The sequence below is a fragment of the Achromobacter deleyi genome (assembly GCF_016127315.1).
Classification (GTDB): domain Bacteria; phylum Pseudomonadota; class Gammaproteobacteria; order Burkholderiales; family Burkholderiaceae_B; genus Achromobacter; species Achromobacter insuavis_A.
In genome coordinates this window covers 6,693,744-6,709,297 of the sequence record NZ_CP065997.1, presented here as the reverse complement: position 1 = coordinate 6,709,297, position 15,554 = coordinate 6,693,744, and the positions used below count along the sequence as shown (strand labels likewise).

Here is a 15,554-nt window from a genome sequence, read left to right as displayed (position 1 = left end):
GGCTCCGCGTTGATCCCTACACAGGAGTTCGCCATGAGTTTTTCCGCCGCCGCCGGCAACGTCGCCCCCACCGTGATCCACACGGACACCCAGGGGCTGGTTCACGGGGATTTCCAATTGCCCGTGGCCGATGGATCCATCAGCGCCTACTACGCCGCCCCCGAGGGCAAGCGCGACCTGCCGGTCGTGCTGGTGGTGCAGGAGATCTTCGGGGTGCACGAGCACATCAAGGATGTCTGCCGCCGCGTGGCCAAGGCTGGCTACCTGGCCGTGGCCGCGAACCTGTACGAGCGCCAGGGTGACGCGTCGACCTATACCGATATCCCCAAGCTGATCGCCGAGATCGTCAGCAAAGTGTCCGACGAACAGGTGTTCGCCGATCTGGACGCCAGCGTGGCCTGGGCCGCGCAGCACGGCGGCGATCCGAAACGGGTGGCGGTGACGGGGTTCTGCTGGGGCGGCCGCCTGACGTGGATGTATGCGGCGCACAATCCGGACGTGAAGGTGGGCGTGGCCTGGTACGGCAAGCTGAGCGCGGGCCATGGGCCGTTGATCAAGCGCTATGCGTTCGATGTGGTCAATGAGCTGCACGCGCCGGTGCTGGGACTGTATGGCGCCAAGGACACGGGGATTCCGGTGTCGGATATCGAGATCATGAAGGGCAAGCTGGCGGCGGGGAACGAGAATGCCCGGCGGTCGGAGTTCGTGGTGTATCCGCAGGCGGATCATGCGTTCATGGCGGATTACAGGATGAGTTATCAGGCTGAGGCGGCCAAGGATGGGTGGGGGAGGATGCTTGAGTGGTTCGAGCGGTACCTTTGAGGGGGATTTTTCCTCTGGGCGTGATGAAGCCGCTGCGCGTTTGCGTGGCGGTTTTTTTTGGGCGGTTGTTGCTTCGTGGGCCGCCCGGCGCGGGTGGCGCACGGGTGGGCGCGCCTGCGATTGCGGTCCGGAGCGTTCGCTCCGGACTTCCCCGTGCTCAACCTCGTCCGCCTTCGGCTCCCTACGGTTTCCGCCGGGCGCATCTGACGGCGCGCCCACCCGTGCGCCACCCGCGCCGGGCTAGCGGTTTCGAGGCATGGGGCGCTGCTGGACCGCGGCGGCATGCGAGAGGTTTGCGGGGCCCGCCAGGACCGGCTGCGCGGGCAGCCGGTCCTGGCATACGTGGTGTGCGGCTTTGGGGCTTGGCTCGCTGCGCGCGGGGGGCGGTGTGGGCGTTGGGAGAGGATGCGGCGCGGGGAGGCTGGCTGTCCTGTCATGCGGGAGGACGCGCGGTGAGCGTCCTGCATACCTCGCACGTGCCACGGTCGCCGCCTTGTGGCATGCCTGCTTCAAGCCGGGGTAGCCCCATCGGTGGCAGCCATTGAGGGGCAGTGAGGGAGCCATCGCTTCCCCGGATGACGGACCCGCCGTGATAGCCGCCGCTTAGTTTCGTCAGTGCCTCAAGCCGGGTTAGCCCCCAACGGTGGCAGCCAATGAGGGGCAGCGAGGGAACCATCGCAATCCCCCCGCTAGGATGGCAGGCCCGCCGCCCGGCCGCCCGAAGGCGGGCCAGCCCCCTCGGGGGGCAGCAAGCGCGCGAAGCGCGCGCCGCGTGGGGGCCTCAATTCCCCGCTTCGCGAAGGCGGCTGGGGAGGAGTTCGCCGTGGCGGGCCAGGAGGGGGTAGGCGGCGGCGCCGACGAGGTGGGAGTTGATGCCCTTCATGTCGCGCAGGATGTCGAGGTAGAGGGCGCCGACTTCGGCGGCGTCGACCTGGCCGGCCTTGATCTTTTGCAGGTGGACGTCGGCGGCCTGGGTCTCGATGGTGCGGAAGCGCGACTTCTCGCCGGCCAGGGCGCGGGCCTGGCGCAGGTCGTCGTTGACGAAGAGGGCGGCGGCCTGGCGTTGGTTGGCGATCAGTTCGCCGAGGGTGTCGTCGAGGCTGGCGCGCTGTTCGGGCGAGAAGGTCCAGCCCTGCTTGCGCAGCTTGGCGATGTGGCTGAGCAGGCCGTGGTGGGCGATGTCGCCGGCGTGGCCGATGTTGCTGGTGAAGGCCAGGATGTCGTCCATGCGCTGCAGGTCGCCGCGCGTCATGTTTTCCTGGTCCAGGGTGGCCAGGTAGGTGGTGATGGCGTTTTCCAGCTTGTCCAGGGCGGCGTCGAGCTGGCGCGCCTGCACCATGCGGTGGCGGTTGTCGCGCTTGAAGCCGGCGCGGGCGTACAGCAGCAGGGTCTGCAGCATGTCGGCCATGCGCAGCGCTTCGCGCGCGGCGTTGCCGAGGGCGACGGCGGGCACGTCGTGGGCCCATTCGTCGAGGTATTGGGGACGGGCCGGGTCGTTGGGGTCGGTGCGCTTGGGCAGCCAGCGGGTCAGCAGGGCGGCGTAGGGCGCCAGCAGCGGCAGGAACGCCAGCGCGATGACGGCGTTGAAGAGGGTGTGGAAGTTGGCGACGGCGCGGGCCGGGTCGCTGGACATCTCGCTCATCAGCGGTTGCAGCCACGGCAGCAGCACCAGGCCGGCCAGCACGCCCAGGATGCGGGTCAGCAGGTTGCCCAGCGGCAGGCGGCGGGCGGCGGGGTCGTCGCCGGTGACGCCTTCGATCATGGGGTTGATGGCGGTGCCGAGGTTGGCGCCCAGCACCAGTGCGAAGGCGACGTGCGGCGCCACCATGTGGTGGCTGGCCAGGGACATGACCAGCACCACCACGGCGACGCTGGAGTGGGCCGCCCAGGTGAAGGCGGCCGACAGCAGCACGGCGGCCACCGGCTGGGTCGCCAGGGCGTCCAGGATCATGCCCAGCATGGGGGCGGTCTGGAACGGCTCGAACAGTTCCACCAACTGGTGCAGCGACAGCAGCAGCAGGCCCAGGCCGATGAAGACCCGGCCCAGGTCGCGGGTGCGGCCCGGCGGATAGCGGCGGAACATCCAGACGCCGGCCAGGATCAGGATGGGCGCCAGCGAGGTCAGGTCGAACGACAGCAGTTGCACGATCAGCGTGGTGCCGACGTTGGCGCCCAGCATGGCGGCCAGGGCCGGCACCAGGCCGACCACGCCGCCGGCGGCGAAGCCGGTGATCATCAGGCCGGTGGCGGTGCTGCTCTGCAGCGCGGCGGTGATGCCCAGGCCGGCGGCGAAGGCCCGCAAGCGGGTTCCAAGGGCGCGGCCCAGCGCGGCGCCGAGGGCGGCGCCGAAGGCGCGCTGCACGCCTGTCTGGACCATGTGGACGCCCCAGAGCAGCAGGGCGACGTAGCCGGCGAAGTCAAGCAGGGTGATAAGTCCGGACATCCTGGGGCAGTTCCATTCTTTTTATGACAAGAAATAATTCTGTAATGATCGCATGCCGGGGCGGGCGGGGAAACCCGTGCCTGGAATACAGCATACGCCCCGCGGGGCTTTGCTGCGCACGGCCGGACCTTGCGCGTATCATTGCCGGATCATTCTTGGATGCAGGGGATTTCCGGTGGCCGTTTCCGTCTTCGATCTGTTCAAAATAGGCATAGGTCCGTCGAGTTCCCATACCGTCGGCCCCATGCGGGCCGCTTTGTTGTTTGCGCAGGGCCTGGAGCGCGACGGCCTGATGCCGCGGGTGGCCAACGTGCGCGCCGAGCTCTATGGCTCGCTGGGCGCCACCGGCAAGGGCCACGGCACCGACAAGGGCGTGCTGCTGGGCCTGATGGGCGAGGCGCCCGATACGGTCGACCCCGCCGCCATCGCCGGCATGATCGCGTCGGTGCGGGCCAGCCGCCAACTGCCGCTGCTGGGCCGCTATCCGGTGCCGTTCGTGGAAAAGGAACACATGATGTTCTACCGCCGCGAAGCCATGGCCGAACACCCCAACGGCATGAAATTCCACGCCTTCGACGCCGAGGGGCAGTCGCTGCGCGAGGCCCGCTACCTGTCGGTGGGCGGCGGCTTCGTGGTGACCGCGGGCGCGTCCAACAGCCAGGTCATCGCCGCGCATGACCAGCTGCCGTATCCGTTCCGCACCGGCCGCGAGCTGCTGACCATGTGCCGCGAAAGCGGGCTGAGCGTGGCCCAGCTGATGATGAAGAACGAGCTGACCTGGCGCGATGCCGGCGAGATCGCGGGCGGGCTGGACCGCATCTGGCAGGTGATGCAGGACTGCGTCTCGCGCGGCTGCGGCATCAACTACCCGGAAGCCGACGGCGAACTGCCCGGTCCGCTGCGGGTGCGCCGCCGCGCCCCCGAGCTGTACCGCAACCTGACCCAGCGCGCCGAGCGCACGCTGTCCGATCCGCTGTCGGTGATGGACTGGGTCAACCTGTACGCCATGGCCGTCAACGAGGAAAACGCCGCCGGCGGCCGCGTGGTGACGGCGCCCACCAACGGCGCGGCGGGCATCATCCCGGCGGTGCTGCATTATTACGACCGCTTCGTCCCCGGTTCCAACCGCGAGGGCGTGCGCGACTTCCTGCTGACCGCGGCGGCCGTGGGCCTGCTGTACAAGTACAACGCCTCGCTGTCGGGCGCCGAGGTCGGCTGCCAGGGCGAAGTCGGCGTGGCCTGTTCGATGGCGGCGGGCGGCCTGGCCGCGGCGCTGGGCGGCTCGGTCGAGCAGGTCGAGAACGCGGCCGAGATCGGCATGGAGCACAACCTGGGCCTGACCTGCGACCCGGTCGGCGGGCTGGTGCAGATTCCCTGTATCGAACGCAACGCCATGGCCTCGATCAAGGCCGTCAACGCCGCCCGCATGGCGCTGCGCGGCGACGGCCAGCACTATGTGTCGCTGGATTCGGTCATCAAGACCATGCGCGAGACCGGCGCCGACATGAAGACCAAGTACAAGGAAACGGCGCGTGGCGGCCTGGCGGTGAACATCGTCGAGTGCTGAGGCGGGCCCGTCCCAAACAAAAAGCCCCTTGATCGCTCAAGGGGCTTTTTCATTGCCGGCCCGCCTCAAGATGAAAACGTCCCCCTCGGCGGGGCAGCAAGCCGAGGGCGCGGCGTGAGGGGCTTTTCCAACGGGCCTTTTGCCGGGATCAGATCACGCGGGCGTTCTGCAGCGCGGCGATGCGGGCCGGGATCGGCGGGTGCGAGGCGAACATGGCCGCCAGGCCGCCCTTGCCGGTGATGCCGGAGGCTTCGAACGACTTGGGCAGCTCGCCCGGTTCCAGGCCGCCGAGGCGGGCCAGGGCGCGGATCATGGGTTCGCGGGCGCCCATCAGGTGGGCCGAGCCGGCGTCGGCGCGGTACTCGCGCTGGCGCGAGAACCAGGCCACGATGATCGAGGCCAGGATGCCGAAAATGATCTCACAGACGATCACGGTGACCATGTAGCCCGGGCCGAGGCCGCGTTCGTTCTTGAACACCACGCGGTCGATGAAGTAGCCGACCACGCGCGCCAGGAACACCACGAAGGTGTTGACCACGCCCTGGATCAGGGTCAGCGTGATCATGTCGCCGTTGGCGATGTGGGCCACTTCGTGGGCCAGCACCGCGGCGACTTCCTCTTCGCTCATGCTCTCGAGCAGGCCGGTCGACACCGCCACCAGCGAGTCGTTCTTGAAGGCGCCGGTGGCGAACGCGTTGGGCGCGCCGTCGTAGATGGCGACCTCAGGGCGGCCGATGCCGGCGCGGTCGGCGAGCTGGTGGACGGTGTCCAGCAGCCAGGCCTCGCGCTGGTTGCGCGGCGCGTTCGGGTCCAGCACCTGGGCGCCGGTGCTCCATTTGGCCATCGGCTTGCTGATCAGCAGCGAGATGATGGCGCCGGTGAAGCCGACCACCACCGAGAAGATCAGCAGCGCCTGCAGGTTCAGGCCGTTGGCGGTCAGGTAGCGGTCTACGCCCAGGATGCGCAGCGTGGCCGACAGCACCAGCATGACGGCCAGGTTGGTAATGACGAAAAGGATGATGCGTTTCATGCTTTTTTTGTTCCTCAGCGAGCGGGACTTGTGCGGGATTGGACTGTGCCGCGGCATGGCAGTTCCCCGACTGCCGGCGCCGCTCCCGGTGACCGAGAGTATAGTATCGCTTTCCCCTATTTCCCCCTCACTTTCACCTGAGCGCAAACCCCCAAAATGCAGGCACTTTGGATGTTGCTGGCGTCCGCCATGTTCGCCATCATGGGGTCGTTCGTGAAGCTGGGCACCGAGCACGGCGCGTCGTTGCCGCAAGTGGTGCTGTTCCGTGGCCTGCCGTCCGCGGTGCTGTTGCTGCTGTGGGCGCGCGCCGGGCGCCAGTCCATCGTGCCCACCAGCTGGAAGCTGCACCTGTGGCGCAACCTGTCCGGCGTCACCTCGATGTGGCTCGGTTTCTTCGCCATTTCCCATCTGCCGCTGGCCACCGCCACCAGCCTGAACTACACGGCGCCGCTGTTCATCGCCTGCTGGATGCTGGGGTGGGGCGGGGCGCAGCGCGACCCGGTGCGGATCGCCGCCGTGGCCCTGGGCTTTTTGGGCGTGATCGCCGTGTTGCGGCCCAGCATCAACGAAGACCAGTGGCTGGCCGCCTTGCTGGGCCTGGGGGCGGGCGCCATGTCGGCGATCGCCATGATGCAGATCCGCCAGCTGGGCCGCATCGGCGAGCCGGAATGGCGCACGGTGCTGTTCTTTTCGGTGGCGGTGTGCGCGTCCAGCTTCGCCGGCCTGGGCTTCGAGGGCTGGGGCCACGCGGACTGGACCGGCTACAGCTCCCTGCTGGGCGTGGGCGTGACCGGCCTGTTCGGCCAACTGGCCATGACGCGGGCGTTCGGCCTGGGGTCGGCGCTGCTGACCGCGGCCCTGCAGTACAGCACGATCATCTTCGCGGCCCTGCTCGGCATGGGCTTCTGGGGCGATACCCTGGACGGCCTGGCCTGGGCCGGCATGGGCCTGATCATCTCGGCGGGCCTGCTGTCGGTCTGGCGCACCCTGCGCGATCCCAAGCCGGTCTGACCGCGCGAACCCGATCCCATCAGAGGAGTTTTCCCGATGAGCATGACCCTGATTTCCGCGGCCGACCTGGCCACGCACCTGGGCGCGGCGGACGTGCGCGTGTTCGACGTGCGCCACGACCTGACCAACCACGCGGCCGGCCGTGACGCCTACGCCGCGGGCCACATCCCCGGCGCCCGCTACCTCGACCACGAAACCGAGCTGGCCGCCCCCCGGACCGGCAGGAACGGCCGCCATCCGTTGCCCGATCGCGGCCAGTTCGGCGCGTTGATGGCGGCGCACGGCGTCACGCCGCAAACCCTGGTGGTGGCCTACGACGCCAGCGGCGGCATGTACGCCGCGCACCTGTGGTGGATGCTGCGCTGGCTGGGCCACGACCGCGTCGCCGTGCTCGACGGCGGCTGGCAGGCCTGGCAGGCCGCCGGGCTGCCGACCTCCACCGAGGCGGCCGCGCCGGTGTGGGCCGGCGCGCCAGTGACGCCGGCCGCGCCGCGGGTCGGCAGCGTCGACGTGCAGGCGGTGCTGGACAACATCGCCCGTCCGGCCTTCACCGTGATCGACGCGCGGGCGGCCAACCGCTATCGCGGCGAGGTCGAGCCGATGGATCCGGTGGCCGGCCACATTCCGGGCGCGCTGAACCGCCCGAACGGCCAGAACCTGCAGGCCGACGGCCGCTTCAAGGACGCGGCGCAGTTGCGCGAGGAATTCACCACGCTGCTGGACGGCCGCGACCCCGCGGCCATCGTGCACCAGTGCGGCTCGGGCATCACCGCCTGCCACAACCTGCTGTCGATGGAAATCGCCGGCCTGGCCGGCTCGCGCCTCTACCCGGGCTCGTGGAGCGAGTGGTGCAGCGATCCGTCCCGGCCGGTGGCCAAGGGCGAATGAGCGCGCGGCAGGGGCCTGGCCGAAGCCAGGCCTGACGCCCTTCGCGGTGTTACCAGACCGCCGCCAGCTTGACCCGCCCGGAGACGCTTTCGGCGATCTCCAGGAAATGGTCCAGCGGCGGCGTGGCCAGACCCGGCACCTTGGCCATGTCGTCCCAGCGCCTCAGGCGGATCGCATCCGGCGCGCCCGGCATGCTGGCGAAATCCACCGCCTGGCCCGCATCGAAGCTGCCCCCCTGAAGCGCCAGGCTGCGCTTCGAATCCGCCGAAAGCGACGCTTCATACTGCGGCTCCACGTAGCAGAGGTAGCGTTTCGCCTCCACGTGCAGCCGGATCGGATCCAGCACCGCCGAACTGAACAACCCGCGCAGGAACGGCAGCACGAAGTACTGGTGCTTGTCGTCGATGCCGCGCAGGGTGGGCGTGTCCGGATGGTCCGCGATCAGGTGGCCCAGGTCGTGCAGCAGGCAGGCGGTGATCAATTGGGCATTGGCGCCGTGGCGTTCGGCCAGCGCCGCGGTCTGCAGCGCGTGCCGCAGGTGGCTGACGGATTCGCCATGGTAGGAACGGTGCCCGCGTTCCAGGAAAAGCTGTTCGATATCCTGCAAGGTCAAGGCCATGGTTGTCTCCTGAGTGGCCGCAAGGGGAAGAGGCGGGCAGTGATCCGAGGATCATCCGGCTGCCGGCGCCATCTCCAGAAAGCGCGCGATGAGTTGCACCGGTTGGCGCTCGCGCAGGCAGTACAGGTATTCATGCATCACGACGTCGGCGCCCTCGATGTCCAGGGCCGCCAGTTCGGGATGGGACGGGATTTCACGCGACGGGATCAGGCTGATGCCCAGTTCGCACAGGATCGCCTGGCGGATCGACTCGCGGCTGCCGATTTCCAGGGTGCGCCGCACGGATACGCCGGCCGCCTGCAACGCCTCTTCGGTCAGCTGGCGCGTCATCGAGCCGGGCTCGCGCAGCAGCAGCGCGTGGTCGGCCAGGTCCGCCAGCGCCACCTTGCCGCGCCGCGCCAGCGGGTGGTCGCGATGCGTCACCACGCGGATCGGGTCGGCCGCGATCATGCGGCGGTACAAATGCTTGTCATCCATCAGAAACGAGGACGTGGCAATCTCGATGCGATAGTCATGCAGCGCCTGCAGCATGCTTTGCGAGTTGCCGATGGCCACGGTCAGGTCGATGCCGGGGTAGAGCTGGTTGTAGCGGCGCACCGTGTCCATGATGTAGTACGGGCCGGTGGCGCCGATGCGCAGGTTGCCCTCGCGCAGATCGCTGGCGTCGCGCAGCCGGAAATCGATCTCGGTTTCCTGCTGCACCAGCTTTTCCACCATCGGCATCAGGCTGTGCCCGGCGTCCGACAGCCGCATGCCGCGGCCCTGGCGGTGGAACAGCTCGACGCCGTAACGCGACTCCAACTGGCGCAATTGCCCCGTCACCGTGGGCTGGCTCACGCCCAGCTGGGCGGCGGCCTTGGTGACGGTGCCGCAGCGAGCCACGGCATAGAAGGATTTGAGTTCGGCGACGAGCACGGTGTACGGGGCCTGTAAATGGACGCAATGCGCAAGACCGCCAGTACACCAAAATAATTTGATGTTTTTATTACTGCATTTGCGCGAAGTGTCATAAACACTCAATACGCGCCTTCCATACTGCCTTCGTTCCCAGACCGGAGGCCCCATGGCCCAACAGCTCCAACGCGATACCAATACAGTTCCGACGGGCGCTTCGCCCCCGCCCGGAGCGCAGCGCGGGGGCTTTCTTTCGGTCAGCAATCTCGTCAAGCGCTTTGGCAGCCACACGGCGTTGTCGGATGTGTCGCTGGATATCCGCGCCGGTGAACTGGTGTGCCTGCTGGGCCCTTCGGGCTGCGGCAAGACCACGCTGCTGCGCGCCATCGCCGGGCTCGAGCGCCAGGACAGCGGCACCATTCTGCTGTCGGGCCGCGACATCTCCCACGCCGAGCCGCAGGAGCGCGACTACGGCATCCTGTTCCAGTCCTACGCGCTGTTTCCCAACCTGACCGTGGCCCAGAACGTGGCCTACGGCCTGAGCGGCAAGCGCGCCCATCGCAAGCACGTGGCCGACCGGGTCGAGGAAATGCTGACGCTGGTGGGCCTGGCCGGCGCTTCCCATAAATATCCGGGACAGATCTCCGGCGGCCAGCAGCAGCGCGTCGCCCTGGCCCGCGCGCTGGCGCCGTCGCCGTCCCTGCTGCTGCTGGACGAGCCGATGTCGGCGCTGGACGCCCGCGTGCGTGAACACCTGCGCATCGAGCTACGCGCGCTGCAGAAGCGCCTGTCGATCACCACGCTGATGGTGACGCACGACCAGGAAGAGGCCATGGTCATGGCCGACCGCATCGCGGTCATGAACGGCGGCGTCATCGAGCAATTCGGCACCCCGCGCGAGCTGTATCGCCAGCCGGGCTCGGCCTTCATCGCCGATTTCGTCGGCGAGGCCAACTGGCTGCCGTTCGAGCGCATCGACGCGCACCGCGCCCGTGTCGGCCGCCAGGAACTGGCGGTGGACGAGGCGCTGGAGCGCAACGTCGGCAAGCTGTTCGTGCGGCCCGAGGCGGTGCGCGTGAGCGTGGCGCGTCCGGAGCAACCCAACAGCATGCTGGCCGACGTGCTGGACGGCGTGTTCCTGGGCCGCGGCTACCGCCTGGCGCTGCGCCTGGAAGGCGTGCCCGGCGCCACCGTGCACTCGATCGTGTCCCCCGAAACCGGAGACGCCCTGCTGGGCCCTCACGCTGCCAGCCGTTGCTGGGTGGAGCTGCCGCGCCATGCGATTCGCGCCTACGCTTGATCCGGCTTCGAGCCCCGTTCCCGCCGCCATGTCCGTGTCCGCCGACACGTCCGCCGTGCCCGTCGCCCCGTCATTGGGCCGCCGGCCGCTGCCCGCCTGGGTCGGCGCCTTCGGGCTGACGCTGGGGCAGGGCGCCCTGGCGCTGGGCCTGGCGCTGTTCCTGGCCTTGCCGCTGGTGGCCATCCTGGCCAAGTCGGTCACCGATGCCAATGGCGACTGGGCAGGCCTGTCGGTGGTGCTGGGCATCATCGGCGCCGATGGCTTCCTGAGCATGGTCGGGCGCAGCCTGACCGTGGGCGTGGTCACCATGATGCTGGTGGTGCCGTGCGCCTACGCCTTCGCCTATGCCCTGACGCGCAGCCGCATTCCCGGCAAAGGCCTGTTGCGCACCATCGCGCTGCTGCCGCTGCTGGCGCCGTCGCTGCTGCCGGGGATCGCGCTGGTCTACCTGCTGGGCAACCAGGGCCTGCTGAAAGGCCTGTTCGGTGGCGCCACCATCTATGGCTTCTGGGGCATCGTGGTGGGCGAGGCGTTCTACACCTTCCCGCATGCGCTGATGATCCTGCTGACCGGCCTGACGCTGGCCGATGGCCGCCTCTACGATGCGGCGCGCGCCATGGGCGCGGGTCCGCTGCGCACCTTCATGACGGTGACGCTGCCCGGCACGCGTTACGCGGTGTTCTCGGCCTGCTGCGTGGTGTTCACGCTGACCGTGACCGACTTCGGCGTGCCCAAGGTGGTGGGCGGCGACTACAACGTGCTGGCGATGGAAGCCTACAAGGCGGTGGTCGGCCAGCAGAACTTCCCCAAGGGCGCCGCCATCGGCATCCTGCTGCTGCTGCCGGCGCTGCTGACCTTCGTGCTGGACCGCCGCCTGCGGGCCCGCCAGGGCGCCCAGCTGAGCGGCCGCGCCCAGCCCTACGCGGCCGGCGCCAACCGCCGGCGCGATGCGGCTTTCCTGCTGCTGGCCGGCGCCATGGCCGGGTTCCTGCTGCTGATCATCGGCGTGGCGGTGTGGGCCTCGTTCGTGAAGATGTGGCCGTACAACCTGTCGCTGTCGTTGCGTTCGTACGATTTCGACAACATGGATGGCGGCGGCTGGCTGGCCTGGCGCAACAGCCTGGAACTGGCCTTCTGCACCGCGGTGATCGGCACGGTGGTGGTGTTCCTGGGCGCCTGGATGATGGAAAAGGTGCCGGCCCGCAGCGCCTCGTCGCGCGGCCTGCGCGGCGTGCTGGGCATGCTGGCGCTGATGCCGATGGCCGTGCCCGGCCTGGTGCTGGGCCTGGGCTACATCTTCTTCTTCAACGGCGCCGCCAATCCGCTCAACGTGCTGTACGGCACCATGCCGCTGCTGGTGCTGTGCACGGTGGTGCACTTCTACACCAGCGCGCACCTGACGGCCGCCACCGCGCTGAATGCGCTGGACCCCGAGTTCGAGGCCGCCTCGGCCTCGCTCAAGGTGCCGCGCCTGACCACCTTCCTGCGCGTGACGCTGCCGATGTGCCTGCCGGCCGCGCTGGACGTTGCCCGCTACCTGTTCGTTTCCGCCATGACCACCGTGTCGGCCGTGGTGTTCCTGTACAGCCCGTCCACGGTGCTGGCCGCCGTCGCGGTGCTGAACATGGATGACGCCGGCTTCATCGGCCCGGCCGCCGCCATGTGCAGCGTGATCATGGCCAGCTCGGCGGTGGCGGCGTTGCTGCTGCACCTGGCCAGCCGCGCCCTGGTGGCGCGCAGCCAGGCCTGGCGCCGGCCCGTGGCCCTTTGATTGAATATTCTGCAAGGAAGACCCTCATGACTGTTTCGACTCTGCCCGTCCGCCTGGAAGCGGTGATCTTCGATTGGGCCGGCACGCTGGTCGACTTCGGTTCGTTCGCGCCGACCAAGGTGTTTGTCGACGCCTTCGCCGAGTTCGGCATGGAAGTCACGCTGGAGCAGGCCCGCGGCCCGATGGGCGTGGGCAAGTGGGACCACATCCGCGCGCTGTGCGACGAGCCCGCCATCGCCAACCAGTACCAGGCCCAATTCGGCCGCCTGCCGACCGACGACGACGTGACGGCGATCTACGAGCGCTTCCTGCCGATGCAACTGGACAAGGTGGCGCAGTACTCTGCCGCCATTCCCGGCGCGGCCGAGCTGCTGCGCGCGCTGCGCCAGCGCGGCCTGAAGATCGGTTCGTGCTCCGGCTACCCGGATAGCGTGATGCGCCGCGTGGTGGAACGCGCCGCTGGCGAAGGCCTGGAACCCGATTGCATCGTCGCCAGCGACGACGTGCCGCGCGCCCGTCCGGCGCCGGCCATGGCGCTCAAGAACGTGGTGGAACTGGGCCTGACGGATGTGGCCGGCTGCGTCAAGGTCGACGACACCGCCCCCGGCATCGAGGAAGGCCGCCGCGCCGGCATGTGGACCGTCGGCCTGCTGCTGTCGGGCAACGCCGCCGGCCTGACGCTGGACGAATACCTGAGCCTGGACGACAACGGCCGCCAGGCGGCCCGCGAACGCGCCGGCCGCGAACTGTCGAGCGCCGCGCCGCATTACCTGATCGACACCGTGGCCGACCTGCCCGGCGTCATCGCCGATATCGAATCCCGCCTGGCGGCGGGACAGCGACCCTGAGGCCGCGACCGCCGACCCTGAATCCCCCTTTTTTCGCAACACACCGCGGCGGGCATCCGCCGGCCGCGGCGACCCGACTCACCCTTTTTCCGCTCACCCACGGAGTACCTTCATGAAACGCTTCACGCTGCTTGCCCTGGCCGCCGCCTTCGCCGGCATCACCGGCGCCGCTTCCGCCGAGACCACGCTGACCGTCTACACGGCGCTGGAAGCCGACCAGATCAAGGCCTACCAGGCCGCCTTCGAGAAGGCCAACCCCGACATCAAGATCCAGTGGGTGCGCGACTCCACCGGCATCATCACCGCCAAGCTGCTGGCCGAAAAGGGCAACCCCAAGGCCGACGTGATCTGGGGCCTGGCCGGCACCTCGCTGGGTCTGATGGACAAGGAAGGCATGCTGCAGCCCTACGCCCCCAAGGGCCTGGACCAGATCGCCGCCAACATGCGCGATGCCAAGGCCGAGCCTACCTGGGTCGGCATGGACGGCTTCGCCGCCGCCATCTGCTTTAACACCGTCGAAGCCGAAAAGCAGAAGCTGCCCAAGCCCGAATCGTGGCAGGACCTGACCAAGCCGGTCTACGCCGGCAAGATCGTCATGCCGAACCCGGCCTCGTCGGGCACGGGCTTCCTGGACGTCAGCGCCTGGCTGCAGATCTTCGGTGAAGAGAAGGGCTGGGCCTACATGGACGCCCTGCACAAGAACATCGGTTCGTACACGCACTCGGGCTCCAAGCCTTGCAACATGGCCGCCGCCGGCGAATTCCCGATCGGCGTGTCGTTCGACTACCGCGCCGCCAAGCTGAAGGCCGACGGCGCGCCGGTCGAAGCCGTGTTCCCGTCGGAAGGCCTGGGCTGGGAAGTCGAAGCCACCGCCATCGTCAAGGGCACCAAGAACCTGGAAGCCGCGCGCAAGCTGGCCGACTTCTCGGCCAGCCGCGAAGCCAACGAACTGTACAAGACCAACTTCGCGGTGCTGGCGATTCCCTCGATCGCCACGTCCAACCCCAACCTGCCGGCCGACCTGACCAAGCGCATGATCAAGAACGACTTCGTCTGGGCCGCCACCAACCGCGATCGCATCATCGCCGAGTGGACCCGCCGCTACGACGGCAAGTCCGAGCCCAAGAAGAAGTAATCGGGCAACCGCGGCGGCCACGCCGCCGCGGCAGGGAAGGCGCCCGGGCGGGCGCCTCCCGCGCAACCTTTCTGCCTCGTTTTCCAAATGAAAAAATTCGACGTAGTCGTGGTCGGCGCCGGCATGCTCGGCATCGCCCACGCCTGGGCCGCCGCCAAGCGCGGCCTGTCGGTGGCCGTGATCGAACGCAGCCGCCAGGCGCATGGCGCGACCATCCGCAATTTCGGCCAGGTGATCGTCACCGGCCAGGCCCCCGGCATGATGCTGTCGCACGCCCAGCAGGCGCGCGAGCTGTGGCTGGACCTGGCGTCGAAGGCCGGCTTCCATGTGCGCGCCAACGGCGCGCTGGTGCTGGCGCGCGACGCCGGCGAAGCCGACGTGCTGGACGAGTTCGCGCGGACCCGCCTGCAACAGGAAGGCTATCGCGCCGAGCTGCTGTCGGGCCGCGACGTGGCCAAACTGTACGACGGCCAGCTTGCGCACCACTGCGCCGCGCTGCGTGGCCTGGACGACCTGCAGATCTATTCGCGCGAAGCGCTGCCGGCCATCACCCGCTACCTGGCCGAATCGCTGGGCGTCGCCTTCATCACCGGCACGCTGGCGCGCGCCGTCGAGCAGGGCCAGGTCGCGACCACCGCGGGCGACTTCACCGGTTCGCACGTGTTCGTCTGCCCCGGCCACGATTACCTGACGCTGCTGCCCGAGCGGTTCGCGCCGCTGAACCTGGAAGTGACGCGCCTGCAGATGCTGCGCGCGGCCTTCGAGACGCGCCCCATGGCGCTGGACCGTCCGCTCCTGACGGGCCTGTCGTGCGTGCATTACGGCGCCTTCTCGGATCTGCCGTCGGCGCTGGCGCTGCGCGACCAGATCCAGGCGCGCACGCCGATGCTGCTGGAAAACGGCATCCACCTGCTGATCAGCCCCACGCCCCATGGCGAGCTGATCATCGGTGATTCGCATCGCTATGGCCAGGATGCCTTCCCGTTCAACGACGAGGCCATCGACAACGCCATGCTGGACCTGGCGTCGCAGGCGCTGGGCGCGCGGCTGCGGGTGCTGGAGCGCTGGCAGGGCGTCTATGGCACGCATGGCCCGGCGCCGTTCTCGGTGATGCCGGTGGACGCCGCCACCACCGTGGCGGTGATGCACTCCGGCGTGGGCATGACGGTCGGGCTGGCCATCGGCGAACGCACGGTCGCCGGCGCGCTGGGCCGCTGACCGCGCGC

Annotated in this window: 13 protein-coding genes; 9 read left to right on the top strand and 4 right to left on the bottom strand. The window is 68.8% G+C overall.

What is annotated here, in order from left to right:
- The first annotated feature begins 33 nt into the window (after positions 1–33).
- The gene (locus I6I07_RS30360) at positions 34–822 is read left to right on the top strand and encodes a dienelactone hydrolase family protein (protein ID WP_198484862.1); all 789 of its coding nucleotides are present in this window, start codon (positions 34–36) and stop codon (positions 820–822) included.
- 781 nt (positions 823–1,603) lie between these two features.
- Here the strand turns inward: I6I07_RS30360 and I6I07_RS30355 are convergent.
- Entirely contained in the window at positions 1,604–3,265 is a 1,662-nt protein-coding gene (locus tag I6I07_RS30355) for a Na/Pi cotransporter family protein (protein WP_198484861.1), read from the bottom strand.
- A 175-nt stretch (positions 3,266–3,440) separates the two neighbouring features.
- Between I6I07_RS30355 and I6I07_RS30350 the strand changes: the two genes are divergently transcribed.
- A complete protein-coding gene (locus tag I6I07_RS30350; protein WP_198484860.1) occupies positions 3,441–4,832 on the top strand; it encodes an L-serine ammonia-lyase in 1,392 nt (463 codons plus the stop codon).
- 148 nt (positions 4,833–4,980) lie between these two features.
- On the opposite strand, the gene htpX is transcribed toward I6I07_RS30350, so the two are convergent.
- A complete protein-coding gene (htpX, locus tag I6I07_RS30345; RefSeq protein WP_006393695.1) occupies positions 4,981–5,862 on the bottom strand; it encodes a protease HtpX in 882 nt (293 codons plus the stop codon).
- Positions 5,863–6,018: 156 nt separating this feature from the next.
- Here htpX and I6I07_RS30340 point away from each other — a divergent pair, with 156 nt between their 5' ends.
- Both I6I07_RS30340 and I6I07_RS30335 read left to right on the top strand, forming a co-directional pair.
- The gene (locus tag I6I07_RS30340) at positions 6,019–6,873 is read left to right on the top strand and encodes a DMT family transporter (RefSeq protein ID WP_198484859.1); all 855 of its coding nucleotides are present in this window, start codon (positions 6,019–6,021) and stop codon (positions 6,871–6,873) included.
- A gap of 36 nt (positions 6,874–6,909) precedes the next feature.
- Entirely contained in the window at positions 6,910–7,761 is an 852-nt protein-coding gene (locus I6I07_RS30335) for a sulfurtransferase (RefSeq protein WP_198484858.1), read from the top strand.
- Between the two features lie 49 nt (positions 7,762–7,810).
- Here I6I07_RS30335 and I6I07_RS30330 read toward each other — a convergent pair whose 3' ends face one another.
- Entirely contained in the window at positions 7,811–8,380 is a 570-nt protein-coding gene (locus I6I07_RS30330; protein ID WP_198484857.1) for a phosphonate degradation HD-domain oxygenase, read from the bottom strand.
- A 51-nt stretch (positions 8,381–8,431) separates the two neighbouring features.
- On the bottom strand, positions 8,432–9,295 hold the full coding sequence (locus I6I07_RS30325) for a LysR family transcriptional regulator (protein WP_198484856.1): 864 nt from the start codon (positions 9,293–9,295) through the stop codon (positions 8,432–8,434).
- 148 nt (positions 9,296–9,443) lie between these two features.
- Between I6I07_RS30325 and I6I07_RS30320 the strand changes: the two genes are divergently transcribed.
- The 5 genes from I6I07_RS30320 to I6I07_RS30300 all read left to right on the top strand — a co-directional run bounded on the left by I6I07_RS30320 (position 9,444) and on the right by I6I07_RS30300 (position 15,546).
- Positions 9,444–10,574, top strand: a complete 1,131-nt coding sequence (locus I6I07_RS30320; protein ID WP_198484855.1) for a putative 2-aminoethylphosphonate ABC transporter ATP-binding protein — start codon at positions 9,444–9,446, stop codon at positions 10,572–10,574.
- A 28-nt stretch (positions 10,575–10,602) separates the two neighbouring features.
- The gene (locus tag I6I07_RS30315; protein WP_420094603.1) at positions 10,603–12,345 is read left to right on the top strand and encodes a putative 2-aminoethylphosphonate ABC transporter permease subunit; all 1,743 of its coding nucleotides are present in this window, start codon (positions 10,603–10,605) and stop codon (positions 12,343–12,345) included.
- A 26-nt stretch (positions 12,346–12,371) separates the two neighbouring features.
- A complete protein-coding gene (gene phnX, locus I6I07_RS30310; protein WP_198484853.1) occupies positions 12,372–13,193 on the top strand; it encodes a phosphonoacetaldehyde hydrolase in 822 nt (273 codons plus the stop codon).
- Positions 13,194–13,305: 112 nt separating this feature from the next.
- Positions 13,306–14,328: a putative 2-aminoethylphosphonate ABC transporter substrate-binding protein gene (locus I6I07_RS30305; protein WP_054433374.1), complete on the top strand. Its 1,023-nt coding sequence runs from the start codon at positions 13,306–13,308 to the stop codon at positions 14,326–14,328.
- Between the two features lie 87 nt (positions 14,329–14,415).
- Positions 14,416–15,546 (top strand): TIGR03364 family FAD-dependent oxidoreductase, encoded by a 1,131-nt coding sequence (locus I6I07_RS30300; RefSeq protein ID WP_198484852.1) that lies wholly within the window; start codon positions 14,416–14,418, stop codon positions 15,544–15,546.
- Positions 15,547–15,554 lie beyond the last annotated feature (8 nt).